The 26,408-nt window shown below is 42.9% G+C and carries 22 protein-coding genes; 2 read left to right on the top strand and 20 right to left on the bottom strand.

The window, feature by feature from the left end; genetic code table 11:
• Positions 1–45: 45 nt before the first annotated feature.
• Positions 46–741: a response regulator transcription factor gene (locus tag NQ560_RS00490; RefSeq protein ID WP_005331843.1), complete on the bottom strand. Its 696-nt coding sequence runs from the start codon at positions 739–741 to the stop codon at positions 46–48.
• 228 nt (positions 742–969) lie between these two features.
• Between NQ560_RS00490 and NQ560_RS00485 the strand changes: the two genes are divergently transcribed.
• Positions 970–1,317, top strand: a complete 348-nt coding sequence (locus NQ560_RS00485; protein WP_005331841.1) for a sporulation initiation factor Spo0A C-terminal domain-containing protein — start codon at positions 970–972, stop codon at positions 1,315–1,317.
• A 94-nt stretch (positions 1,318–1,411) separates the two neighbouring features.
• Here NQ560_RS00485 and NQ560_RS00480 read toward each other — a convergent pair whose 3' ends face one another.
• The 16 genes from NQ560_RS00480 to moaC form a co-directional block, all read right to left on the bottom strand.
• Positions 1,412–2,797 carry a citrate/2-methylcitrate synthase gene (locus tag NQ560_RS00480; RefSeq protein ID WP_005331839.1) on the bottom strand — a complete coding sequence of 462 codons (1,386 nt, stop codon included), beginning with the start codon at positions 2,795–2,797 and terminating at the stop codon, positions 1,412–1,414.
• A gap of 3 nt (positions 2,798–2,800) precedes the next feature.
• Complete coding sequence (gene rsmA, locus NQ560_RS00475) at positions 2,801–3,679, bottom strand: 16S rRNA (adenine(1518)-N(6)/adenine(1519)-N(6))-dimethyltransferase RsmA (protein WP_005331837.1); 879 nt, start codon at positions 3,677–3,679, stop codon at positions 2,801–2,803.
• 209 nt (positions 3,680–3,888) lie between these two features.
• Entirely contained in the window at positions 3,889–4,662 is a 774-nt protein-coding gene (locus NQ560_RS00470) for a TatD family hydrolase (protein WP_005331835.1), read from the bottom strand.
• Between the two features lies 1 nt (position 4,663).
• On the bottom strand, positions 4,664–5,650 hold the full coding sequence (locus NQ560_RS00465; protein WP_005331834.1) for a diaminopimelate dehydrogenase: 987 nt from the start codon (positions 5,648–5,650) through the stop codon (positions 4,664–4,666).
• Positions 5,651–5,806: 156 nt separating this feature from the next.
• Positions 5,807–7,753 carry a methionine--tRNA ligase gene (gene metG, locus NQ560_RS00460; RefSeq protein ID WP_005331833.1) on the bottom strand — a complete coding sequence of 649 codons (1,947 nt, stop codon included), beginning with the start codon at positions 7,751–7,753 and terminating at the stop codon, positions 5,807–5,809.
• A 608-nt stretch (positions 7,754–8,361) separates the two neighbouring features.
• On the bottom strand, positions 8,362–8,982 hold the full coding sequence (locus NQ560_RS00455) for a hypothetical protein (protein WP_040015369.1): 621 nt from the start codon (positions 8,980–8,982) through the stop codon (positions 8,362–8,364).
• A 94-nt stretch (positions 8,983–9,076) separates the two neighbouring features.
• A complete protein-coding gene (locus tag NQ560_RS00450) occupies positions 9,077–10,138 on the bottom strand; it encodes a sulfate/molybdate ABC transporter ATP-binding protein (RefSeq protein WP_005331830.1) in 1,062 nt (353 codons plus the stop codon).
• A 131-nt stretch (positions 10,139–10,269) separates the two neighbouring features.
• Positions 10,270–10,974 carry a molybdate ABC transporter permease subunit gene (gene modB, locus NQ560_RS00445; RefSeq protein WP_005331828.1) on the bottom strand — a complete coding sequence of 235 codons (705 nt, stop codon included), beginning with the start codon at positions 10,972–10,974 and terminating at the stop codon, positions 10,270–10,272.
• A 115-nt stretch (positions 10,975–11,089) separates the two neighbouring features.
• Entirely contained in the window at positions 11,090–11,980 is an 891-nt protein-coding gene (gene modA / locus NQ560_RS00440) for a molybdate ABC transporter substrate-binding protein (RefSeq protein ID WP_005331826.1), read from the bottom strand.
• Positions 11,981–12,153: 173 nt separating this feature from the next.
• Positions 12,154–13,089 carry an MOSC domain-containing protein gene (locus NQ560_RS00435; RefSeq protein ID WP_005338178.1) on the bottom strand — a complete coding sequence of 312 codons (936 nt, stop codon included), beginning with the start codon at positions 13,087–13,089 and terminating at the stop codon, positions 12,154–12,156.
• Positions 13,090–13,093: 4 nt separating this feature from the next.
• Complete coding sequence (gene moaA / locus NQ560_RS00430; RefSeq protein WP_040015368.1) at positions 13,094–14,101, bottom strand: GTP 3',8-cyclase MoaA; 1,008 nt, start codon at positions 14,099–14,101, stop codon at positions 13,094–13,096.
• Positions 14,102–14,107: 6 nt separating this feature from the next.
• Complete coding sequence (locus NQ560_RS00425) at positions 14,108–15,130, bottom strand: XdhC family protein (RefSeq protein WP_005331823.1); 1,023 nt, start codon at positions 15,128–15,130, stop codon at positions 14,108–14,110.
• Between the two features lie 10 nt (positions 15,131–15,140).
• Complete coding sequence (locus NQ560_RS00420) at positions 15,141–16,163, bottom strand: molybdopterin-binding protein (protein ID WP_040015367.1); 1,023 nt, start codon at positions 16,161–16,163, stop codon at positions 15,141–15,143.
• Between the two features lie 270 nt (positions 16,164–16,433).
• The gene (gene yqeB, locus NQ560_RS00415) at positions 16,434–17,234 is read right to left on the bottom strand and encodes a selenium-dependent molybdenum cofactor biosynthesis protein YqeB (RefSeq protein WP_005331821.1); all 801 of its coding nucleotides are present in this window, start codon (positions 17,232–17,234) and stop codon (positions 16,434–16,436) included.
• A 78-nt stretch (positions 17,235–17,312) separates the two neighbouring features.
• Positions 17,313–18,281: a LysR family transcriptional regulator gene (locus NQ560_RS00410; RefSeq protein ID WP_154104215.1), complete on the bottom strand. Its 969-nt coding sequence runs from the start codon at positions 18,279–18,281 to the stop codon at positions 17,313–17,315.
• Between the two features lie 85 nt (positions 18,282–18,366).
• Positions 18,367–18,876: a cyclic pyranopterin monophosphate synthase MoaC gene (gene moaC / locus NQ560_RS00405; RefSeq protein WP_005331819.1), complete on the bottom strand. Its 510-nt coding sequence runs from the start codon at positions 18,874–18,876 to the stop codon at positions 18,367–18,369.
• A gap of 169 nt (positions 18,877–19,045) precedes the next feature.
• On the opposite strand from moaC, the gene NQ560_RS00400 reads away from it, so the two are divergent.
• Positions 19,046–20,848: a DUF885 domain-containing protein gene (locus tag NQ560_RS00400; RefSeq protein WP_005331818.1), complete on the top strand. Its 1,803-nt coding sequence runs from the start codon at positions 19,046–19,048 to the stop codon at positions 20,846–20,848.
• Between the two features lie 49 nt (positions 20,849–20,897).
• On the opposite strand, the gene NQ560_RS00395 is transcribed toward NQ560_RS00400, so the two are convergent.
• The 3 genes from NQ560_RS00395 to NQ560_RS00385 form a co-directional block, all read right to left on the bottom strand.
• Complete coding sequence (locus NQ560_RS00395) at positions 20,898–24,260, bottom strand: SbcC/MukB-like Walker B domain-containing protein (RefSeq protein ID WP_040015394.1); 3,363 nt, start codon at positions 24,258–24,260, stop codon at positions 20,898–20,900.
• Positions 24,217–24,861, bottom strand: coding sequence for a DUF4194 domain-containing protein (locus NQ560_RS00390; protein ID WP_040015366.1), 645 nt, complete (start codon positions 24,859–24,861; stop codon positions 24,217–24,219). The genes NQ560_RS00395 and NQ560_RS00390 overlap by 44 nt, the downstream gene beginning before the upstream one ends.
• A 77-nt stretch (positions 24,862–24,938) precedes the next feature.
• Positions 24,939–26,402 carry a Wadjet anti-phage system protein JetA family protein gene (locus NQ560_RS00385; RefSeq protein ID WP_081445657.1) on the bottom strand — a complete coding sequence of 488 codons (1,464 nt, stop codon included), beginning with the start codon at positions 26,400–26,402 and terminating at the stop codon, positions 24,939–24,941.
• Positions 26,403–26,408: the final 6 nt, after the last annotated feature.

The raw sequence follows: 26,408 nt of genomic DNA, 5'->3' as shown, positions 1-26,408 counted from the left end.
TCCCTTCTGTTAGCTTTTTCTTACTGGTCTTACCCCGACCTGCTTTTACTGCTTCTCGATCTTATACCCTACGCCCCACACGACTTTCAGATATCTTGGTTCTTTCGGGTTGATCTCAATCTTCTCACGGATATGACGAATATGCACTGCCACTGTATTATCAACACCCACCGCATTTTCATTCCAGATATTTTCATATATCTGGTCAATAGAAAATACTTTGCCCTGATGCTTTACAAGCAGCAGCAAAATGTTGTACTCAATCGGGGTAAGCTTCACCGGCTCGCCATCTACTGTCACTTCTTTCAGATCATCGTTGATCGCCAGTCCGCCGACTGTATAGATTGCCTCGCTCTCCTTTATCGCCGTGCTTCCAAGCTGCATATATCTGCGCAAATGTGATTTCACACGGGCAACCAGCTCCAGCGGATTAAATGGTTTCGTTATATAATCATCAGCTCCGATATTAAGTCCCAATATCTTGTCCGCATCCTCGGATTTCGCAGACAGAATAATAATCGGAATATTGTGCTTCTCGCGAATTTTTAAAGTTGCCCTGATTCCGTCCATTCTCGGCATCATGATATCCATGATCAGAAGATCTACACTTTCTTTTTTCAAGATCTCCACTGCCTCGATTCCATCGTAAGCTTCCAGAACCTGATGTCCATCCTGGGTCAGATATATCTCGATCGCCTCTACAATCTCTTTATCATCATCACATACTAATATTTTTGCCATCTCATTTCACCTCTCATATCTACTATACAAGATTAGCAAATAAAATTTAAGACATAGGAATGGATTTCTTAAGAAATGATGAATATTTTCAAGAATAACGTCGAAAAATGTCTAAAATAATGTAAACGAAATCTAAGACCCTTTATTTTCAACAAATTTTGATAAAATACCAAAAGATAAAACTTACTTAGACTTCATAATTTCTAGTTTGTAAAGGGGGAGTTTTCTATGTACACTCACGACATTGACTATGTAATCCGTACCCTTGGAGTAGGTGCTACATATAGGGGATATCGCTATCTAAGTTATGGGATTGAATTATGTCTGACAGACGAGGAATATCTGCTTGCTATCAGTAAACAGCTTTATCCGGAGATTGCCAGAAAGTATAAGACGACAGTCGGAAGTGTTGAACGTGATATCCGCACTGTTATAAGAGTCTGTTGGGAAAATGGTTACGATCAGCTTCAGTCCTACTCGTTCCGGCCATTACATGTCCGTCCAACGGCCGGTGAATTTTTCGACATCCTTGTCGCCTATCTAAGCCGTAACAAATCAGTTCTTCAGGCTGTATGATCCTAAGTAAAAGAAACGGAATTTTATTATCAAAAACAAAGTAAAACCCCGCAAGCTTTGGGCCGCTGCAGGGTTTTATTTTTTTTACCGGAGACTAACGATCTTCCATCTTCACATACTCACGGTATGGAGACAACGGCTTATAAGCCGGTCGGATAATCTTATCTACATTCTTGAGCTCTTCCAGTCTGTGGGCGCTCCAGCCTACAATACGGGCCGCCGCAAAAATCGGAGTGTAAAGAGATGCCGGAAGATCCAGCATACTATACACAAGACCACTGTAAAAGTCCACATTTGCATTTACACCTTTGTAAATTTTACGCTTTTCGCCGATGACCTGTGGAGCCATGCGCTCTACCATAGCATACAGTGCGTACTCTTCTTCCCGTCCTTTTTCTTTCGCAAGCTGCTCTACGAATTGCTTGAAAATCTCCGCACGCGGATCGGATACAGAATAAATCGCATGCCCCATGCCATAAATCAGCCCTTTCTGGTCAAATGCTTTCTTATCCAAAAGGTCTTCCAGATACTGATGTACTTCGTCTTCGTCCGTCCAGTCGGAAATTTTTTCCTTCATGTCTGCGAACATCTGCGTTACTTTGATATTGGCACCGCCATGCTTCGGTCCCTTAAGAGATGCCATCGCTGCGGACATTGTAGAGTACGTATCTGTTCCTGAGGACGTAACTACGTGAGTGGTAAATGTTGAGTTATTACCACCGCCGTGATCCATGTGGAGCACCAGTGCCATGTCCAGGATCCTTGCCTCAAGCTTCGTATATTTCTTATCCTCGCGGAGCATCATCAGAATGTTCTCAGCTGTGGACAGATTCGGCTGTGGTGCATAAATATACAGGTCTTCTCCCATGCGGAAGTTATATGCATGATAACTATAGACCATTAGCATCGGAAACTGGCTGATCAGGTTCAGACACTGTCTCAGTACGTTCGAGATGGTCGTATCGTCTGCTTTATCATCGTAGGAATAGAGATTCAGGATTTCTCTGGACAGACTGTTCATCATGTCGCCGCTCGGAGCCTTCATGATAACGTCACGCACAAAATTCGGAGGAAGCGTTCTTCTCTCCACCAGAGTTTCATGGAACATCTCAAGTTCAGAACTATTCGGAAGTTCACCAAATAAAAGCAGATAAGCAATCTCTTCGAATCCAAAATGATCTTCTTTCAAGAAACCGCCAACCAGATCTTTGATATTGTAACCCCTGTAATAAAGATTGCCGGCACATGGAACTTCTTCGCCATTCACAATCTTCTTGGCGCATACATCGGAAATATTGGTCAGTCCTGCAAGCACACCTTTTCCGTTCAGGTCACGGAGCCCTCTTTTTACTTCGTACTTAGTATACAGCTCTTTATCAATGGCATTATTCTTCTCACACAATCCTGCAAAATGCTGAATCTCCGGAGTAATCTCAAATAATGCACGGTCTACGCTTTTATTCACTGTCTTTCCTACCATAAATCATCTCCCTTTCTTTTCCCACAAGTCGTTGCTAAGCGCAGCAAATTCTTCCAGCGATAATGATTCACCGCGAACACTTTCTCCTTTGCCAAGCTTTGCAATTGCTTCTGTAATCACATCTTTCGGCAAATCAATCTTGTCAGAATTAGACAATCCATTTGCCAGTGTCTTTCTTCTCTGGTTGAAGGATGCTCGGATAATATCAAACATCCACTTCTCATTGTCCACTTTCACCGGAGGAGCCGCATGTCTTGTAAGACGAATGACTGCGGAACCAACCTTCGGTCTTGGCATAAAGCAGTTCGGAGGTACATTTGCCACTATATACGGATCTGCATAGTACTGGACAGCCAGTGACAATGCTCCGTAATCCTTGTTTCCCGGTCCGGTCTGCATACGGTCTGCAACTTCCTTCTGCACCATGACCGTAATACTTTCAACCGGAACATTTCCTTCGAACAGCCCCATAATGATCGGAGTCGTAATGTAATATGGAAGATTCGCAACCACCTTCACCGGACGTCCGCCGTTCTCCTTCTCCACAAGACCACGGATATCTACTTTCAGTACATCATCATTGATCACCATGACATTGTCATACTCGCTGAGGGTATCTTCCAAAATCGGGATCAGATTCTTATCAATCTCCACGGCAGCTACCTTTCCTGCTGCCTCAGCCAGATATTGGGTCATGGTACCGATTCCCGGTCCAATCTCCAGAACCATGTCATCTTTTGTAATTCCGGCCGCACTGATGATCTTCTCAAGCACATGCGTGTCAATCAGGAAATTCTGTCCGAATTTCTTCTGAAAATTAAAATGATACTTTTGCAATATTTCAATTGTATTTTGTGGATTTCCAAGTGTTGGTTTACTCATACTTCTTTCTATTACTCCTTCATTCCATCAAACCATAAGCCAGATGAACAAACAGCAATTTATGTTCATTTGGCTCAAGTGCCGGTACTGGAAGGATTGTCCTCCTCGTACCGGCACTGTTGCCATTAAAGATATTATACACTATGTCGATAAAAAATGTTATTAAGATTGTATGAAATTTCCGACATATCACTTCACATATTTTTAATTTATGATACTGCCCGCAGCTGATATACCTGCTTCGCATTTATCTCAGTCTGTGTAAGAACCTCCTCCACAGAAATTCCTTTCAGCCGGGCGATCTCCTCTGCCACATACTGGATATATGCAGATTCATTTCGCTTGCCGCGGTTCGGCTCCGGTGCCAGGTACGGGCAATCCGTTTCCAGTACAATCGATGTCAGTGGTATTGCTTCCACGACACTTTTTAGTTTCTTTCCATTTTTAAAAGTGACGACACCACCGACTCCGATATAATATCCCAGTTTCACATACTCAGCCGCCAGCTCTTTTGAACCGGAAAAACAGTGGATAATTCCGGTCAGATCCGATGCGTGCTCCTTTATAATAAGAAATGTATCTTCCGACGCATCACGACTGTGGATATTTACCGGAAGCCCGACCTTTCTCGCCAGATCAAGCTGTCTGATGAACCACTTCTGTTGAACCTCTCTCGGCTCCACATCCCAGTGGTAATCAAGACCAATCTCACCGACAGCAACCACTTTCGGATCGTGACACATTTCCTCCAGACGCGCCAGCGCATCATCGTTCAACTCGCCGACCTCGTCCGGATGGACACCGACAGCCGCATAAACTGCCGGATACTGATGTGCCAGCGCAAGTGCATTTTCACTTGTCTGCATAGAAGCACCCACCGTCACAATTGCTTTCAGCCCACGCTCCTTTAAGTTCGTCAGCAACATTTCCCGGTCCACATCGAACTGTTCGTCATCGTAATGTCCATGTGTATCGATAATCATATTACAGAATCTCTTTTCTGAGCTGCTCTGGTGTCTTCATAGATAACAATGCAGGCGCAATATCAAATACACTTCTTGCTCCGTTCTCGCCCTTCTGATTCAGGCGGTAAGCTGCTCTTGCATAAGCAATCAGAACGCTCGCTGTGAACTCTGGATTAGAATCCAGTTTCAGAGAATACTCAATCACATGCTTGTTGCCCTCTTCTCCAGTTTCACCTGTGCGGATCACGAATCCACCATGAGGCATCTTGCTGTGGTCTCTCTTCAGCTCTTCCTCAGAAATAAAATGAACGGTCGTGTTGTATTCATCAAAATAATTCGGCATAGTCTTGATCGCATTTTCAATCTCAGCTTTGTTGGCACCCTCTTGCGCTACGACATAGCACTCACGCGTATGTTTGTCTCTTGTAGTCAGCTTTGGCTCACTTCCACTTCTCACCTGAGCAACAGCCTCGTCAACAGGAACTGTATACTGGATCGCATTCTTCACACCCGGGATACGGCGGATAGCATCAGAATGTCCCTGGCTTACACCCTTGCCCCAGAATGTATATGTGCTTCCCTGGACAAGAATAGACTCCGCATAGAGACGGTTCAAAGAGAACATTCCCGGATCCCAGCCAACAGAAATAATACTGATATTATTTCCCTCTTTTGCAGCTTTGTCCACATTTGCAAAATACTCTGGGATCTTGGCATGTGTATCAAAACTGTCAATTGTGTTAAAATTCGCTGCAATCTCTGGACCCATGACCGGAAGATCCGTTGCAGAACCACCGCACAGAACCATTACATCCACGTCACCCTTCATAGATAACATATCATCCATGTGCACTACTTTCGCACCCTCAGTCGCAACTTTGACAGACGCAGGATCTCTTCTTGTAAAAACTGCCGCCAACTCCATGTCCTCATTTCTCTTAATTGCCTGCTCAACGCCACGGCCAATATTACCATAACCTACAATACCAATTCTAATCTTACTCATATTTCCTCCTTTGGGGACGGGGTTTTTTCAAAAAAACCCCGTCCCCAATTAAATTGTGTAATTATTTAAACTGCCTTTTTCCGCTTCTTACAGCGATTGTTAACCTGTCCCTTTTTGAATTGTGCTTCGCCGTACACAAATTTTAAGTTCTGTATATTAGCAAATCTCTGCCCCTGCCGGCATTGCTTTTTCCGGTGTCATCAGGGCCAGATTTCCTTCTGCATCTTCTGCGCACAGAAGCATTCCTTCTGAAAGTACTCCTGCAAGTTTTGCCGGCTTCAGGTTCACAAGTACCATAACTTTCTTGCCGACCATTTCTTCTGGTGTATAGTGTTTGCGGATTCCGGATACAATCTGTTTTACCTGACTTCCGATTTTTACCTGTGAGCACAGTAATTTCTTAGATTTCGGAACTGCCTCGCATGAGATGATCTCACCTACCTGGAACTGCATTTTTCCGAAGTCGTCAAATGTAATTTCTGGTTTTGCATCAATATCGATTACTGTCTCTTCTTCACCATCTGCCTGATTCTCTTTCTCTTCTGCTGTCATCTGTGGGTGAAGTTCTTCTACTTTCTTCATTACTTCTTCTACGTCTAATCTTGCGAAAAGAATTTCCGGCTTTTCTGTCACTTTTCCGTCACCAAGTTGTGCAAGAATCTTCTCAGATGTTTCTGGCATGAAGGACTCCAGAAGTCTTGCGCCTGTTTTGATGCTCTCGATCAGATTATAGAGCACTGTCTCCAGACGGTCTTTCTTAGCCTCTTCTTTTGCAAGTGCCCACGGCATTGTCTCGTCGATGTATTTGTTGCAGCGTTTGAAGAGTACGAAAATCTCTGTGATCGCATCTGCCACACGCAGCTCGTCCATCTTAGCTTCCACTCTTTTTGGCGTATCCTCTGTGATTGCTTTCAGATCCGCATCAACTGCTTTGTCTTCTTCTGTCTCAGCAACACCTTTATTCGTCACCGTTCCGCCAAAGTATTTATTTGTCATAGAAATGGTTCTGTTGACCAGATTTCCAAGTGTATTTGCCAGATCGGAATTCATACGCTCTACCATAAGCTCCCAGGAAATAACTCCGTCATTCTCAAATGGCATCTCATGAAGTACGAAGTAACGTACTGCGTCAACTCCGAAGAAATCTACCAATTCATCAGCATACAATACATTTCCCTTGGATTTACTCATCTTACCATCGCCCTGCAGAAGCCATGGATGTCCAAATACTTGTTTTGGAAGTGGAAGATCCAGTGCCATCAGGAAGATTGGCCAGTAAATGGTGTGGAAACGGATAATATCCTTTCCGATCAAATGTAAATCTGCAGGCCAGTTTTTCTTGAACTGCTCTGTGCTGTTTCCATCACAATCGTATCCGATTCCTGTGATGTAGTTTGTCAAGGCATCCAGCCATACATACACAACATGCTTTGGATCAAAGTCAACCGGAATTCCCCATGTGAAGGATGTTCTGGACACGCACAGATCCTGAAGACCTGGAAGAAGGAAATTGTTCATCATCTCATTTTTACGAGATACAGGCTGAATAAATTCCGGATGCGTGTTGATATAATCGATCAGACGGTCAGCGTATTTGCTCATTCTGAAGAAATATGCTTCTTCCTTCGCTGGTTTACATTCGCGTCCACAATCCGGACATTTTCCATCTACTAACTGAGACTCTGTCCAAAAGGACTCACAAGGAGTACAGTACATTCCCTCGTATGAACTCTTATAAATGTCTCCCTGATCGTACAGTCTTTTGAAAATTTTCTTGACCTGTGCTTCATGATCCTCATCAGTCGTACGGATAAATTTATCATAGGAAGTATTCATTAAATCCCAGATTTTCTTAATCTCTCTCGCTGCATTGTCAACGAACTGTTTTGGTGTAATACCTGCCTCGTCCGCTTTCAGTTCAATTTTCTGACCATGTTCGTCAGTTCCTGTCTGGAAAAATACATCGTATCCCTGACTTCTTTTGTATCTTGCAATTGCATCTGCAAGAACGACCTCATAAGTATTACCAATATGCGGTTTGCCTGATGCATAAGCAATCGCTGTAGTAATATAATACTTTCCTTTGTTGCATTTCTCACACATATTCTTCTCTCCTTCTATAATCTTAATTTTTCATTATTTAATGATAATTTTTTTCACATCCTGCCGGTGGCCTTTTGTATAGGTAGGAAATGCAATTTCCTACCTATACAAAAAAACCGCCTTCTCATACTGAGAAGGCGGGATATTCCGCGTTACCACTTCTTTTCGCTCTATCCTCACGGATCAGAACCTCATCGAGTGCCATCTACACTCTTTCGCTGTAATGGGCGAATCCCATTAAGTGCTAAATCTCTGACCTGTCTGCCACTCTTCACACTCACTGCTCCAAAGCCATCTTCCGCTTGTTCCAATCCGCCCTTCTCAGCTTAACCGGGGCTTCTCTGTAGAATCTTTCCAACCGTACTCTCTTTTTCCACGCATTTTCTGTTTCATTTTTAATATTCAGCAATTCCCATGAATCATTCTGGTTATCTTATGAATATTTACATCTCTTCTATAATAGATATAAAAGAATTTCAACGTAAAAATCGTAGCACAGTAAGGACTGGCATGTCAAGCCTTTTATATCGCTTTCCTATGACTAGCTATAAACTCAGCTATTAAACTCAGCTATTAAACTAGCTATTAGATACTTTGTTTTGTCTAATTTATTCGCCTGGGAACATAGTTGCTTCCAGTGTCTCCATCTCCGATTCTTCGATTCCGTATGCCCCATCCTTGTCCGCTGTTACGTGAACTTCCAATGTCGTCTCATCACCGTAAGAGTTTGCTTCAATCGCACGGTTCAAGCTCTCAACTAAAATATCCATAAGCACATCTGTCTGTGTCGGATCTTTTCCCTGATCTGCATACTCTGTTGCAATATCATTTATATAATTGGAAGAATTACTGAATACATCTGATGGCTTGATCACTACAGTTACTACATAGCTGTCATCATCCTGTTTCTTGGCATCTTTTACTGTGAAATCTGCCAGATCATAGGCCTTATCAGCTACCTCTATGTATTTATCCATCATCTCATCACTAACGTCCATTCCTGAAAATGCGCTCTCGATCTGAGTTCTCATACCTTCTGTCACTTCTTTTTTCGCATCACTCTCAGAAATTCCACGGTATTCGGCATATTTATCATACTGCGCATGATAATTTGCATCTAATACCGATTTTGTATATCCTGCTGCATCAAAATCTTTGCCACATGCAGTCAGCCCCATACACATCAGTACCGCCATCCCCAAAGCCAATACTCTTTTCATTCTCTTCATACCTTTTTCCTCCTTGTTTTGAGTTTTTTTCAAATCTATTCTATGCTCAGTCTAACATACCCCTATAAAACCCGCAACTACTTAAACCTCTTTTTTATCCTCTCAGGAACATCATGCCCTCTTCCGTAAGTTCCAGATAATCCGGCATTCCTTTCTCTCCGATTTTTTCCAGCTTTTTTCTCTGAAGAAACCAGCAGATCGTCTGTTTATTCTGATTTTCTTCCCCCTCCGGGTAAAGGTAATAATTTCTTTCAAAAGGAAGTGCTGCCTCACTTTCAACATTTATCTTCAGACAGTTCTCCTTTCGCTTTCCCCACACCGGCACAAAATCATGAGCCCGATACCCAAACCAGGTTGCCTGTTCATCAATCTCCTGATTCGTATGTAATGTAATTCCCCAGTCAAGGATCTCTGCCGTATGTGCATCTACACGTTTTATTCTGGAAAAGTTCTTACAGCCGGTCAGTTTTGCAGCCTCTTTATATACAGGCTTCGCAAATATTTCTTTCGTTTCTCCATAAATGACCGGTTTCCCCTGATCCATGATCAACAGTTCCTCGCTGAAACGATAAATTTCGTCTCTGCTGTGCGATACCATAATAACAGTTCCTTCATAATCCTTCAGCATCTCGATCAGTTCCTGCTGAAGCCGGTCTTTTAAAAATACGTCCAATGCGGAAAATGGCTCATCCAACAGAATGACATCCGGCTCATACGCCATGATCCTCGCCAGTGCAACTCTTTGCTGCTGCCCACCGGAAAGCTGTCCCGGCAACCGGTCAGCAAGTCCTGTCAGCTCAAATTTTTCAATCATTTCCTGTACTTTTTTTTGCTTTTCTTCCTTGCTGCCTTTCAGACCTGCCGCAATATTTTTTGCAACTGTCATAGTTGGAAACAACGCATAATTCTGAAAGAGATATCCGACATTTCTTTTCTGTGGTTTTAAATCCACTTTATTGGCCGAATCAAACAGCACCTTATCATCAATCTGTATCATTCCAAAATCCGGTGTCTCAATCCCCGCGATACTCTTAAGCGTCATGCTTTTTCCACAACCAGATGCTCCCAGAATCCCGATTCGTTTCGATTCTGTCTGAAAATGTATATCAAGACTGAATTCTCCCAGTTTTCTCTTAATATCTACTTTAATTCCCATTTTTTATCCTTCCCGCATCTTTCCACAATTTCCCGTACAATCCCATGCATTCTCCATCCACAATTTCTTTTTGTCGTATGCCTGGCAACTCAAACAACATACAGAAGATGCAGTATGTTGTTTAACCGGATCTACCAGCGTTTGATATTCTTCATCTTTGTGCCGGATATAAAATTCATGGAAAAGATTACAAGAAATGCGATGAGAATAACGATCACTACCCATACTCCCGCTGTTGCATAATCTCCATCCTGAATGACCATAGCAATTTTCTGAGAAATTGTTCCCGTCTTTCCGGGAATATTTCCAGCCAGCATAGATGTTGCTCCGTACTCTCCAAGGGCTCTTGCAAATGTAAGAATGGTTCCGGATGCAATTCCAGGTCCTGCACTTGGAATCACAACTTTCCAGAAAATCCGGATGTCAGACATACCAAGTGTGCGACCTGCATAAATCAGATTGACATCTAACTGTTCAAAAGCAGCTCTTGCATTACGATACATTAGCGGAAATGCGATAACGGTTGCTGCAATAATACAACCAAGCCATGACTGCACGACCTTAATATCAAATGTCTCATACAAAAAAATTCCAAATGGTCTTCTTTTACTAAAGATCAAAAGCAGGAAGAAACCTGCGACAGTCGGTGGCAGTACCATCGGCAGTGTCAGTATTCCATCAATGACCGCTTTCTTGCCCGGTGTTGTCTTTACCACTTTTCTCGCCGCATAAATTCCTAAAAAAAATGATATAAAAGTCGCCACGATTCCTGTTTTTAATGATATAAAAAGCGGGCTCCAGTCCAGATTTTTAATAATCGATTCCATTGCATCCATCTATATTCCTCCTCCGACTTCAAGAATGTCCCTGACCTGTTTTGAGACAGGAACGGGACTTTTTTTGCTTTTTTAATTCCCAGTCAACTTTTTGCTGGCTTAGGAAAGATATTTCTTACTCTACATCTGTATCAAAGTAGTATTTCTGAAAAATTGTTTTTGCTTTATCAGATGTTACAAAATCGATGAAATCTTTTGCTTCTGAGACTTCTGCATCACTTGCTTCGTCATTTTTAACCTGAGCGATCGGGTAGATTACATTTCCTGTAAGATCATAGCTTACTGTCTGAAGGATATTAAGCTCATCCTCATATCCATATGTATCAGAATAGTATGTTGTACCAACTTCACAAGATCCCTCTACAACTGCTGCCAATACTTTACTTACGTTATCCTGCTCGCTGATCTCAACTCCGCCAAGTTTCTCGGAGATTGTCTCTGTAGGAATTGTGGATACATCATCAACTTTTTCAAGAATTCCAAGGTTTACAAGTGCCTGTCTTGTATATTTTCCAACCGGTACGCTTCCACCTGCAAGAGCGATACTGGAAGCATCTTTTAAAGTCTCAAGTCCGGTAACTTTTGTTCCACTGTCTTTACGTGTTACAACTACGACCTGGTTGTTTACAACATTCTTACGTGTTCCGTCAACTACAAGTCCGTCTGTCTTCTCCAACTGATCCATCTGTTTCTGAGCTGCTGAAAAGAATACATCACACGCATATCCTTCCTCGATCTGTGTAAGCAGTGTTCCTGAACTATCTGCATTAAATGTAATCTTCACATTTGGATGATCTTTCTGATACTCTGTTGCGACTTCATCCATAACTTTGCTCAAGCTGGCGGCAATAAATACCTGAAGCTCTACATCTTCTGCATCATCAGCCTTCGCCTCTGTTTTTGTCTCCTCTTTTTTGTCATCTTTGCTGTCGGATTTACTTCCGCATGCTACAAGTCCTAATACCATAAACATTGCAAGTAATGTTGCTAATACTCTTTTTTTCATCTCGTTTCTCCCTCTTTTGGATTATCATAATGACTGTTTTTGAAAATGCGATTCGTTTTACAAAAACAATCGGTGTTATAAATAATATAGCGGTCGTTTATGCGTGTTTACACATTTTCATGTCTGCTCTCACATGCAACCGCTATTATTATCCTCACTGATATCATGAATTATCAGCTATTTCCACATTCACCATCTGTGCCACGCAAAATTCCAAGTCCATGTCCCAGATGTGGCAATACATACTCCAGACTCTCTTTTACAGCCTTCGGGCTTCCCGGAAGATTAACGATCAACGTCTTTTTTCGAATTCCGGATACAGCCCGGCTTAGCATTGCTCTTCCGGTAATAGAAAGTGAATACTGACGGATTGCATCTGCAATTCCCATCGCCATGCGGTCACAGACTGCCTGTGTTGCCTCTGGTGTCACATCTCTTTCTGCAAATCCGGTCCCACCTGTCGTAAAGATCACATTGACCTGTCTCTGGTCTGCCAGTCTCATAAGCTGATGCTTCAAAGGCTGCTCTCCGTCCGGAAGCAGTAATGTCTCTATCACGTCATATCCTTCCTTCATAAGCATCTCCTGAATCAATGGACCACTCTTATCCTCCCGCTCTCCTGCAGCACCTTTATCACTCAAAGTAATAACCGCCGCCGTAAACGGACGATCTTTTTCTAATGGAAGCATTGTAATCTCATCACCAGCCTTAATCTCGCCACCTTTCAGAACCCTTGTGAACACACCTTCTCTTGGCATGATACAGTCACCCATAACCTTGTAAATCGCACAGTGGCTATGGCATTCCTTTCCAATCTGCGTCAATTCCAAAATTGCTTCTCCAATCTGAAATTTCGTTCCTACCGGGACTTTACTCAGATCAAACCCTTCCACAACAAGATTCTCTCCGAATGCTCCAAAGTCTACGTCCGCACCTTTCTCTCGAAATGCTTCAATCTTTTCAAATGAAAGCATACTCACCTGACGGTGCCATTTACCCACATGGGCATCTCCTTCAATTCCCCATTCTTCCACCAGTCTTGCAGACTCAATCGGTTTTTTCTGAGTTCCTTTTTTCTCACTAATACAAATTGCTAATATCTTTCCCACAGCTCTATCCCCCAATTTGACTCATTTTCTTATCTTCTGTAATTTCACTTAAATTTTCAAAACGGTGGCTTTTTGGCTTTAACTGAATTGCCTCCGTGATTGCCTGATACAAATATTCCAATGTTTCTTGATCTGCCATTGTTGTTCTGCATCTCTGCGACTTTTCATGCCTGTCAAAAATATCCTTCAGCTCCACGCCTTTTCCATAGCACAGACAAGGTTTTAAACACCCTTGCGCCGTCATGCGTATCCGGTTACAATACTGACAGAATTTTCCATGAAGTGCACTGATAAATCCTACACTTCCCTGACCTCCCGGAAGCTTCACATAAACTGCCGGTCCATTTCCATGAATCTGTCGATCTTCCTGAATATCAGGATATTGTTTCTTTAACTCTTCCAAAATGTCTTCATTGTAAATCGTCTCAAACTTTTTTCCAAGCCCAATCGGCATCATCTCAATAAAACGTACATCCAGTTTTTTCTCCAGCGTCAATCTTACAAGTGCCAGAAATTCATCCTCATTCATGCCTTTTTGAAGTACACTGTTGATTTTCACCGGGATTCCGGCATCTACTGCCTGATCCACACTTTCCAGCACCCTGAAAAGTTCGTCCCGTCCGGTAATTACCTGATAACGTTCCCGGTCCAGTGTATCCAGACTAATATTCACCGCATCCAGCCCATTTTTCAATAGTTCTGGCAAATATTTTGACAGCAGGACACCATTCGTAGTCATTGTTACCTGCTCTACTCTCGGAATCTTCTTAATCTTTCCAATCAATTCCGGACACCCCAGTCTTACCAGCGGTTCTCCTCCTGTAATTTTGAATTTACGGATTCCGGCCTTTGCAGCCGCCTGACAGACCATCTCAATTTCTTCGTAAGAAAGAATGTTCTTCATCGGAACTAATTCTACTCCTTCCGGCATACAATACCGACACCGGAGATTACACCGATCCGTAATGGAAATTCTCATATAATCTATTATTCTTCCATACTGATCCTTCATAAATCTTTAAACTTCCTCCAACAATACCTTTACTTTACCACCACACACCATGCCTTCTTTCTCGGCATCTTCACCAGTCATATCCACATGCACGATTTGTGGCGCTTTTGCACATCCTCGCAGTATTAATAACGCTTTGCTGACAATCGCGGCTTCAATACAGCCGCCCCCAATAGTGTCTACACATCGTCCGTCTTCCATTATCAACATCTTCGTTCCAATACTTCTTGGCGCACTTCCTTTTCGTTCGACTATCGTCGCCAATATCTTTTTCTGATCCTCACATTTCACGATTGCATCCCGGATTTCATTCGAATAACCGGCTCCTCGTTTATCCTGATTCTTGACCTGTATAATTTCTGCCATAACGGATATTGCGATTTCTTCCGGTGTCTCCGCCTTTATATCCAGGCCGATTGGAGAATGTAACTGACTGATCACCTGTGGATCGGCTCCATTTTCAAGGACACTATGTTTTACCTGTGCCACTCTTCTGCGGCTTCCCATCATTCCAATGTACGCATGTGGTTTTCTTACAATACTTTCCAGACAGATCCGATCATACACATGTCCGCGGGTAACGATTACAAAAAACGTATCTGAATCACCGGGAATCTGTTCCAGTCCCGCTTCAAATGTGTCACAAATAACTTTGTCTGCTCCTGCTCTTCTGGCGTTATCTGCAAATTTCGGTCTGTCTTCCAGTACTGTTACATAACATCCAATCTGTCTGCCAAGCTGAATAATCGGCATGGAAACATGTCCCCCACCACAGATCACGATTTTCTTCTGTCCACCTACAACTTCACCAAATATTTTTTCGCCATCAACAAGCGCTATACCATTTACTTCTACCTGCTCTATCTGCTGGTCATGCTGTTCTAAAAATCCCCCTGCAACAGATGCCCATACCAGCTTTCCATTCGATACAAGCGCTTTTTCCCCAAGTGCCTCTCCTGTCAGTCCTGTCAAAACGATATTTTTGCTCTCCGGCTGCAGTTGTTTTAATTTTTGTAAGAATTCCCACATCTGCACTCACCTACTTTCCAAATCCGCAATTCGGGAAAGTACAGACCGGACAATTCAAGCATAAGCCGCCTTCTCCCAGTGTATCAATATCTGCTTTTTTCAGAATCTCTCCAGCCACGATCCGTGGCAGAACTAAATCAAAAATAGTCCGTTTCGCATACATAACGCATCCCGGAAGACCAATGACTGGTCTTTTTTTCTCTCCATAGTAGGACAACAAGAACATGGCTCCCGGAAGTACAGGTGCTCCGTAAGTTACGATCTCAGCACCTGTATTCTTAATCGCAAGCGGAGTACGGTCATCTGGATCCACACTCATTCCTCCTGTACAAAGTACCATATCCACCCCTTCATCCAAAAATTTCTGAATAGCCGCTGTAATATGTTCATGGTTATCATCACTTACTACATGCCCGACGACCTCTGCTCCATATTCTTTCAATTTTTCGATAATAACCGGTGTAAATGTATCTTTGATCCTTCCGTAAAATACTTCGTTTCCAGTATTTACAATTGCAGCTTTCATCTTTTTAAATGGAATCAGCTCAAAAATCGGTTCTTCACCAGCTAATTTTTTTGCACGCTCCATTTTTTCTTTTTCAATAACAAGAGGAATAATCCTTGTCCCGGCAATCTTATCGCCCTTTTTTACCGGAAAGTTTCCATGACGACAGGCAATCATCATTTCACCAAGCGCATTTACTGCATTCAATCGCTCTGTATCAACCTTTAAAAGACCGTCACACTCCGCGATCAGTTCAATTTTTCCTTCTTTGATTTCCGATGGGGTCATGTGCTCATTTGCACACATATCATACAAGATCTTAGCCGCATCATTTTCATGAAGCATATTCTCATTATTCTCCCAAATGTAAATGTGATCTTTTCCCACACTTAAAAGTACCGGTATGTCTTCCTCTGTAATAATATGGCCTTTTCGAAATACGGCATCCTTCGTAACGCCTTTGATAATTTGTGTGATGTCATGGCACAATACCTGCCCCACTGCATCTTCCGTTCGCATTAATTTCATTTTATCCATTCCCTTCGAATATTTTTTCAAAACTATTCGCAGTTTAAAAAAATATTTTTATAACATTTCTCAGTTATTTTAATATCAATTTTTTTGATATTAAAATAGGGATTTTTCACCTTTTATCTAAGGTAAACAAAATCCCCTATAATTTCGCTCAAATTTATATAATATATTATAACAAAACAGGTTTTTTTGTCAACCAATTCGTCATATTCTTCAGTCATTCAAAATTCACAAATTCTTTTATCCTGTCCCTCGCATCATTTCTTATAGGATATGTTTTTCTCCATTGAAATGCTCCATGATTGCTTCCAGCACCCCGCCACCGATTGCTCTGGCTTTATCCGAAATTGTATAGCAATATTCTTCCTTACATCTGGCATCAATATCTCCACACTTCATGCCAATTGTAACATTTACCCCTGGCTGCAGCATTCCCCGGACAATACCACTCATCAACGCTCGGACAGATTTTCCACCGCTATAAGCAACAATCTGATCTTTTTCCACATAATCACCGATTTTAACCACAGGCTCATAAAGTCCGTCTGCCGATGCACGGATGATCCTTTCAATAGAATATCCTCCTATTTCTGCCGGGATTCCTGTATTCGGAATTGCACAGCCTTCATGGATCACTTTACCAAGATTATGTCCTCTCATAGTCTCCACTACTACGTGGCAGTCTTTTCCAACGGTAAATCCAGGTCCGACCCCAATTACAAATTCAGCAGCGTCTATCGTTGTTCCAAGATTTTTTTTTGCCAGTATTGCATCTACAACTACATCTGCCTTATACTCTTTCAGATACTTAAGTCCTGGATCCACAAGAAGCGGTATATACCCCTTTTTTATTCTATCATCTATCTGTTCCGGTCCGTCAGTCAGTTTCGCAGTAACATGTTCTACTTCTGCATTTCCTTCATACACTGCTCTAGAAAATGCAATTGTCCGTCGTACAGTCAATGGAACTTTCGTCTCTGTCATAATAATTTCAAATCCGCATTTATATAGGCGATATGCAATTCCTGTAGCCAGATCTCCTGCTCCTCTTATTAAAATTCTCATGCGCCAGTCTTCTTTCCCTTTTTGTTATTAGCTGCTCGTCCCCTGTAGAAGTGCTTTTAACTTAATTCCAGAATTTAATTAAAATAATTCACCATCTTGAAAAACATCTTTATAAATATCCTGAGCTGCCGCTTCAACGCGTTCCCTGTAAAGTTCATATTTTTCAAGAAGCATATGCCCACGCTCAGTTATATAGGCTTCGCCACCATTCTTTCCACCGCTCATGCGCTCCACGATCTTCCAGCCAGTCTCTTCCTCCGCTGTATGGATGAGCTTCCAGCCTTTACTGTAAGACATACCGGTCTTTGCGCAGGCCTCCCGCACAGAACCCAGACGATCGATCTGAGTCAGAAGTGTTACAACACCCGGTCCAAAAAAAGAACGATTCACTGCAAGACTTACTTTCACATGACCTCGTATCTGCTTCTCTGCAAATATCTGCCGTCTTTCTTCATATTCCCGTGCCGATGTCACCTTCACAAGAATCCCTTCATTCTCAACCTCTATATGCGCGATCCGATAACCGAACTGCTTCCAGAAAGCCGCCACACCGGTACTTCTGACTGTTCCTTCTGCCATCTCTGCACTCTCTTCAATCTGTTGTTCCAGTTTTTTGCAGATATTTCTTGCGCATGCCTGACTGGTACAGATTAAGTCGCCAAACATACCTCCATATACTGCACCAAGCAATTCTGCCTGACGCTTCTGCATCATTACCAATATATCCGGTTGAAAAAAAGGAAAACGAATATCTCCGACAAAAATACGTTCGCATGTATCCGATAGATAAGAAAGTCCCTTCAGAACTGCTAATTCAAAGGAATCCGACTCTATATCCAAAAATGTAACCCCGCGGCGGTGCAATGTCTGCTCTATCTTATCTGCCATTCCATCCCGTGTGACCAGAGCAATGTCTGCCACACCCGCACGTTGATAGCTTACAATCATCTGTTCGAAAATGGTCGGTCTCTTCATCTCAAGAAACTTTTCCATCTCCTCATCTGGTATCCCGATTCCGGCCACCAATATTACTGCGCCTAACTTCATCTGTCCCACCATTTCTAATATGTAATAAAATTATTATAGCAATAACCTCTTATTTGTCAACGAATTTAGCTCTCCCCTAACTTCCCTAGTTCTGGCAAGGCCTTGCTTTCTGACCGTTAATCTTTTCGTTTCTGATCTCACCACTTTTTCCGCCACTTTTATGACAAAGATAAATCTCTCCGATTTCCATAGATTTATCGATGGCTTTACACATATCATATACAGTAAGAAGTGCCACACTGACACCTGTGAGGGCTTCCATCTCCACGCCTGTCTTCCCAGTCACTTTTACTGTACAATAACAGTCAATTGCACATTCCTCTGGTTTCATCTCGAAATTCACACGGCATTTTGTGATTGGAAGAATATGGCACATCGGAATCAGTTCGGAAGTTCTCTTTGCACCCATAATTCCGGCAGTTGTTGCCACTCCGAGCACGTCCCCCTTTCCGACTGTTCCGGCTTCAATCGCATCGTAGACTTCCTTGCTCACCAGGATACGTCCTTTTGCCGTAGCCTCCCGGACTGTGTCATTTTTCTCCGTAACATCGACCATGATTGCTTTTCCATTTTCATCAAAATGTGTTAGCTGCATTTTCTAACTCCTTTCAAATGTGATTTTCTGCAAATTCACTACACATTTTACAAAAATCACTTTTTTTCAAGAATGCCTGATTTTTTCTATGTCATGTATTCCATGATAACACATTTTCTCCGAACTCTGTTCATAAATATTATAGAAAGGCACTGAAAGGATTCTTTGTATGTCTCTTTATAAAAAACGGCACTTTCTATTGGTTGGTTTTATGTCCGGCCTGCTGATTTTTACGCTGCTTCTAAGTGCGATTGTTGGTGGAAATTCAGCTTTGAATATGAATTCCCGCTTCGACCGATACGTGGAGGAACTATTTAGGCAGGAGGTGTCTGCGAATACGATCACGCTTCATTACACAGTAAAAGATCCGGAATCTTATGGAATTCAAAATCCACCTGTCTCTTGTGGATACGCCGGAACAGACTCGGCGCTTATATGTGCTTCTGCGGAAAATGCTCTTGCAAGCCTTCATCAGTTCAAACGGAACAAGCTGTCTGATTATAATAAGCTGACTTACGACATTCTTGAACACTCTTACACCTCTTCTTTGGAAATGGGGCCTTATCTTTTATATGAAGAACCTCTCACACCACTTACCGGTACTCAGGCACAGCTTCCTATTCTTCTGTCAGAATATCGTTTTTATAATACTGATGATATTGACACTTACCTGAAACTTCTGACTACCATTCCCGATTATTTCCAATCTATTCTCACATTTGAGAAAGCAAAAAGCAACGCCGGACTTTTCATGGCTTCCTACGTCGCCGACGACATTATCACGGAATGTCAGACATTTGCCACCATGAAAAATAACTATCTTTATGCCACATTTGATTCTAAAATTGACGCTTTGAATTTGCCTGCTGCAACTTCTGAAGATTATAAGAAACAAAATCGTGACGCCGTTTTAAATTACGTTCTTCCGGCGTTCACTTTTCTTAGTGACGGACTCCAAAATCTTCGTGATACCGGAAACAACAAACGGGGACTCTGTTATCTTCCTGATGGGAAAAAATATTATGAACTCTCAGTAAAAGAACAGACCGGTTCTGCCAGAACCATTCCACAGCTTCAGAAACTTGCACAAAGACAAATTCAAAGTGACCTGCTAACGATGCAGAAATTATTAAACAATTCCAGTTCCCATAAGAACTCTGAAGCTCATTCTGGCTCTGTACAAGGTACCACGCCGGGAGCAGCTTCTGATTTATTCAAAGGTCACGGTACCGAATTTTCTTCTGATGATCCGGTCAACATTTTAAATACGCTGCAAGATAAAATATCCGGCTCATTCCCAAAACCTCCAAAAGTTTCTTTCGAAATAAAATATGTTCAGGAAGCTATGGAAGAATATTTAAGTCCTGCTTTTTACATGATTCCGCCAATTGATAACAGTGGCGAAAACGTCATCTATATTAATCCCGGACACATTTCTGATGACCTGACTCTCTTTACAACTCTGGCACACGAAGGTTATCCGGGGCATTTATATCAGACGGTCTACTACTCCGCCACCAAACACCCTCCGATTCGAGATCTTCTGTCATTTGGCGGATATACCGAAGGTTGGGCTACATATTGTGAAATGCTGAGTTATTACTATTCCCCGCTTTCTCATGATATGGCAACACTTCTCCAACATAATGCCTCCGTCATTCTCGGACTTTACGCCCTCGCCGATATGGGCATCCACTATGACGGCTGGACTCTTGCTGAAACAGTTGCCTTTTTCCGAACCTATGGAATCACGAATGAAAAGACAATCGAGGACATTTTTGATCTGATTGTCGCAGATCCCGGCAATTATCTCAAATATTACATCGGATACGTGGAATTTCTGGAATTAAAGAAACTGGCAATAAAAACCTGGGGAGATGATTTTACCCAGAATCAGTTCCACCAATGCATCCTCGATACTGGACCGGCGCCATTTGAAATTCTACAGAAGCAAATTAAAAATGCGTATTAGCGGAAGAGTTTCAGGGGAAAGTTTCAAGGGAAGATTTGACTCATACGAGTCAAATCTTCCCCTCTATCATATCCAGATATTCTCCTTTATCGATATGCATCATACTTACCTGATTCTGATATCTTCTAAATCCGTACACACTGTCCACATTTCGGATCAAGGACTGCAGCCGCTCGTCCGGTACGCACACGATCAACTGCAATTCCAGTTCTCTTGCGTAGTGCAAGCAGACTTCACTTCGTTCTTTGTCCATTTTGGAAAATGCTTCATCCAAAAGTACCAGTCTTATCTTGGAATCGCGGTTTGTCTGCTGCATATAAAGCATTGCAAATCCTGCCAGAAGTGCCACATATTTCGGGTTCTGTCCTTCTCCTCCGGAATCACGCCCTGCCATGTCATCGACCGCATTTTTCTTCACATTTCCATCTTCATCTTCCACTCGTTCGTACATACTGAAGGTCAGATAATTCCGGTAATCCACGTACTGCTCCATCTGCTGACGGTGCTGGCTTAAGGACTTGGCATCTTCGTCTTTCGGAGGCATGAATTTCTCTGTCAGGCGCAGGATCTGTTGCTCGTACTTCTGATAAAATGTGTCTTCGCCAAGCGTGATCTGTCCGTCGAAACCATCATCGTCCAGCACTTTGCTATCCAATTCCGGTGCCATCAGCATCTCATAGAACTGTCCATTTTCATTTTCTGCCGGAAGAATATCAATCTGGTAAATACTGTCAGAGAATTTAATCTTTGCCAGCATACGGTTGATTTCTTTCCTGTGACGGTATGCCGCTTTGATTTCACCGTGGATCGTCGCGATTACATTTTCACGAAGCGTATGGTAGATCAAATCATACTGTTTCTGAAATTCATCTTTATACTTCGGCTCAAAGTCCTGTCTGCATTGATTCAAAATCCTGTCATAAGAAACATTTTCGTGTTCTACACCTGTCAGTCCATAGGATGGATATGCCTGATTGAACTGATTTCTCGCACGGGTCAGAAGATCGCGTACTTCCTCTTCCTGCTTCATCAGATCTTCAGATTCTTTGCTCTTCTTACGTCGGTACGTCTGCTCGGATTGTATCTTTAACGCTTCCTGGACTTCGGTCTGCAGTTCTTCATTCAGCACAAATCCCTGCATCAGGAAATCCATACGATTCTGGAAATTCACGATATCCTGCTCTGCCTGTCCCTGTGTCTTGGCAAAGCCCAGTACTTCTTTCTGAAGCTGTTCAGATATCTTCTCAATTTCCCGGATTTTTACTTCTAATTCTGTCTTCTGCTGATTGAGTTCCGCAGTTCTGCTTCCTTCACGAAGCTCTCTCAGTTCCTTCTCCAGCTGATCCTGTTTCTCGTAAAATGTCTGCAGTTCTTCGCCTGCCCCGGCCAAATGCAGAATCTGATCTGTGCTTTGGTTCAGCCGCTCAAATCCCTGGGCTGCTTTCAGACTTTGCTGCATCTGCTGATCTTGCAATATTTCTTCACTCAGCTTCAGAACCTCATCTTCCATTTCACGAAGCTTTGCCTTAGAAACCTTCGTTCCAATGCAGGCATATTTTTCGTAATCATTTTTCTTCAAATGACGGAAAATGTAATTATTATAAGAATAACAGTCGGCTGTCACACCATTTCCGGAAGCACGGAGTTCCTCCTCTGTCTCGCATTTGGCAATTCTTCCGAGATAACGGCGCAGGCACTGGTCCACGTATGGTTCTTCTGCATGAACAGCCTCATAGATCGAATTGTCATGAACTTTTGGCTCGGACTTCACAATTGCGGCCGTATCTAACAGATCTACTTCATCAATCCCACCAAGATATTGAAGCTTACGAAATACTTTCGCTGCATCAAGGGCGTACTCCGGTGCGGTCACAAGACTGTGTTTCACACGCCCCATACGACCTTCAATCGCATTTTTCCACTTCTCATCTGTAATATCAAAAAGGTCTGCGAAAATGTTGACGTGAATGGTTCTTCCATATTGTGTGCTCAGACGGTTCTGTAACTCCTGCCTTGCCTGTTTCAACTCTTTTCGGTACGGTTTGCGGTCGTTTTTCAGATCCTCCACCATTTCCTTTTTCTCTTTCAAATCCTTGCGGTTCTGACTGATTCTTGTACCGATTTCATCAACTTCTTCATTAATGCTCTCCAGCGCGTCACTTAGTTGTTTCTTTAGCTTCTCAATTGCTTCCTTTGAAACATTTCCCGACTTGATCTCATCAATCCTCTGAAGTGCCGGATTGCTCACATAGGCACTGATCTCTTCATCTTCCTCCCAGCGGGCAAGTCCTTTTACAACCTCGCGCCACTGCTCACTGTTGCGGGCCAGAAGCTTGATGGTCTCCTTAAGACTCTTCAGCTCCTTCTCCTTCTGACCATAATCACTGGATTTTAGTTCCGCTTCTACCTCAACAAGTGCGTTCGTAAGCTGTGTCTTTTTCTCATTATTCTCATTCTGCTGTTTTTCTCTGGCACGAATCTTCTCATTGATATCCATAAGATCCTGACTTCTCGCCTCAATCTTCGTCTTGAAGCTTTCAATATCAATATATTTTAACACCTGTTCCACATGGATCTTATCCGCACGCGTCGTCTGAAGTGCCAGATTCTGCCGGCTGATCTCATCCAGAAGATGGATCCGATTCTCCAGGTCTTCCACACGCTCTTTGATCTCACGGTACGCACCAAGCTGGTCACTGATGGTCGAAACCGTGTCCTCCTTACTCTTCGGGAACATATAATCACGGATAAACTGACCCGTTCCATTTGTCATGCGAAGGGCAATCGCACTCTTTTCCATGGTCATCATGCGCCCCGGCTCCACATATCCAAAGATCACATCATAAACCGTTTTCAGATATGCCTCTTTTGACGGATAAAGGCGATTCACATCACCTCGTCCACGATTGTCCGAAGATTCCACCCGCTTTTCCACAAGCTTTCTGAGTCCTGCAATTGTATATGGCACATCTTTCTCCGTCAGATACTCGTCCTCCGGAATTTTCCCGGAATGGCTGAAAAATGTATACTTTCGGATATCAGTATCATTTTTTCCAACTTCGAATGCAACACCGATACAAGTGCTCACCTTCGTTCCGGTGTCAAATATCTCCAGTACGATCTGAGAGCAGAAGTCCTGTCCATCACGATTGTAAGAGCCGTCTTTCTGCGCACCTCGCAGGTAACTGAGCACACTTCGGCGGTTCTTCGCATCGTCCGCCGCCTTATTTAGAAATGTAGCAGAAATACTTCCGTACAGAACGACTTGAATGGCATCCATAACTGTTGATTTTCCAGAGCCACTCTTACCACTGAACAGATTCACATACTCATGGAACTCCATGACCTTGTGGCTGACACCGCCCCAATTATTCATCAGCATTCTTGTAAATATCTTCTTCGCCTGCTTCAACTTCTGCACCGCCTTCCTCATCAACATATTCTTTCATCAATGCCTGAATATCTACACCACTGCAATACAGATTAATTGTGCTGTAAATGTAAATCTTCGTCTGATCTTCTACGTTCTGAATCGCGCCCGGCACCTCGATGATCTGATGCTTGCTCATAACATACAGCGCGTCTTTCCACTCTGCCATAGTCAGCTTCTCATTGATCAGATTCGTGTTCTTTCCATACTCACGGATCTCCGCCAGATTCGTCACTGTCGCATTCAGACCTTCGCCGAGAATCTTATCCCGATAGATTATTTTAATAAGAAGAATGATCTTCGTAGCCGTCACATTCAAACGTTCCACAGCCACGCCTTCCCCGGTCAGCCTGAAAATGTGTTCCTGTGGGTCGTGTACCAGTTCGCACCCAAGTACGGACAGATAGTCTTCTATAAATTTCCGGTGTCTCACACAGATTTCATAGTGAAGGTTATCCCTCGGCGTTAATGTGACCGGATCGTATTTTACTTGTAAAATGCATGTCTGCCGAAACAGCGCGGAAATGGTTTTCTTCAGATTCTCCGCCTCTGTCACAGACAATTCTTCCATATAATTTACCATATGTTTTCCCTTATCCTTGTCTTTCTTATTATGATGTTGGGGCACAAGCCCCCATCTATGATATTTACACCTGATGATTACTGAGATTTTTTAATCACAAGCTTAGAGAATCTCAGACCATTCTCGTTCTCAAGTTCTTCTCCGACCTCAATCTCTTCTGTTCCTTCCGCAACTTCCGTAGCATCCTGCCAAACAAGAAACAGCTTTTCCAGATCTTCCATGGATTTTACTGTGTCTTTCGTCACAATAAAGTTTCCATCCTGCTCGTTTTGTTTCCGGAACTCTCGGATTTCCTTCTGCGTGTAAAGCGGCTTCAGAACATACTCATTCATTTCTTCCGAATCTGCCTGTTCTGTTACCTCTGTCACCGCCTGCGGTACAAATGCTTCTTTTTTCCGGTCACGTCTCTGATACAGACTCTTTTCGTTCATCACACGGTATGGTTCGGTCAGCTTCATTTTCTGAGACAGCTTGTCCAAAATTTCATCACATTTTTCACTCTGAGTCAGAAGATTTACAAAGGCAATTGTCTGATCTTCCTCGACCGCGCCTTCCATCAAAATGTACCGGATTCTCGCAGCAGCCCGGCTTGCAAATACAGTCTTCTGCTCAATCAGCATATTGTATCTTCGCTCAATGGCATCGAACTCTCTGGAAATGCGGTACAACATTTCATTCGCTTCGTCACAGAGCTTCACTGCCCGCTCCAGGCGGTAACGCTGAATGCTCAGCTTATTCTGCACATTTCGTTCTTCAGACTTCTCCTGCTCCTCTCGCGCCAGCTGAACTTGAATATCCCGGAGCTTTTCCACAAAACCTTCGCGCCTTGTCTCATTTTCCCCAAGATTCTTCTCTATCAGCTCTTTGACCGCTTCCTTGTAACGATAAAAGCTGTCGGTTGTCGTCAAAATCGCATATTTCTGGCTGTCACTATTGTTGATTTCCTTTACAAGAACTTCCTGGATTCCTAAAAAACTTCGCTGGCTCGATAATTCATCAAAATATCCGCGCATTCCTTCCTGCATATTTGCCAGCATCTGAAGCAGGGATCTTGACGTATGCAGTGCACTTTTCAGGATATCATTATTCTTCTCCCGATCCGAACTATATGTATAAAGGTGACTGTACACTGCCAGCACACTCTCGCGCTCCTTGCTGTCCTCATCACTATAAAGATTACGGAACAACTCCACATACAACTGACTATACTCCGGGAAAGATACTACATAGCTGTTTAGCGTTTCGTCATAGTCACGTCTAAGCCATCCCCAGTCTTCAAAATGCCGTAAACTTATCATCGCCATGTTCGACCGCGTCAAAAGCTCCCCTTCCTCATCAAAACGCTCCTCACTCCAGTCTAACGTCATACGGGCAAGCTGCTCATTCATAATCGCCTGACACTCGCCCTCAGTCAACCCCAAAAGCGAATACGACTGGCTGCTCTCTTCGTAAACCGCCACAAGAAACTGCATATAGAATTCCATATATTTACTTCCGAATACCTTGTAAAAATCCTTCGGAATCCGACTGATCAGATTCATTCGTTC

The organism is Dorea formicigenerans, from assembly GCF_025150245.1.
GTDB classification, from domain to species: Bacteria; Bacillota; Clostridia; order Lachnospirales; family Lachnospiraceae; genus Dorea; species Dorea formicigenerans.
The sequence above is the reverse complement of the archived record's forward strand: the minus strand, read 5'-3'. Positions and strand labels throughout refer to the sequence as shown.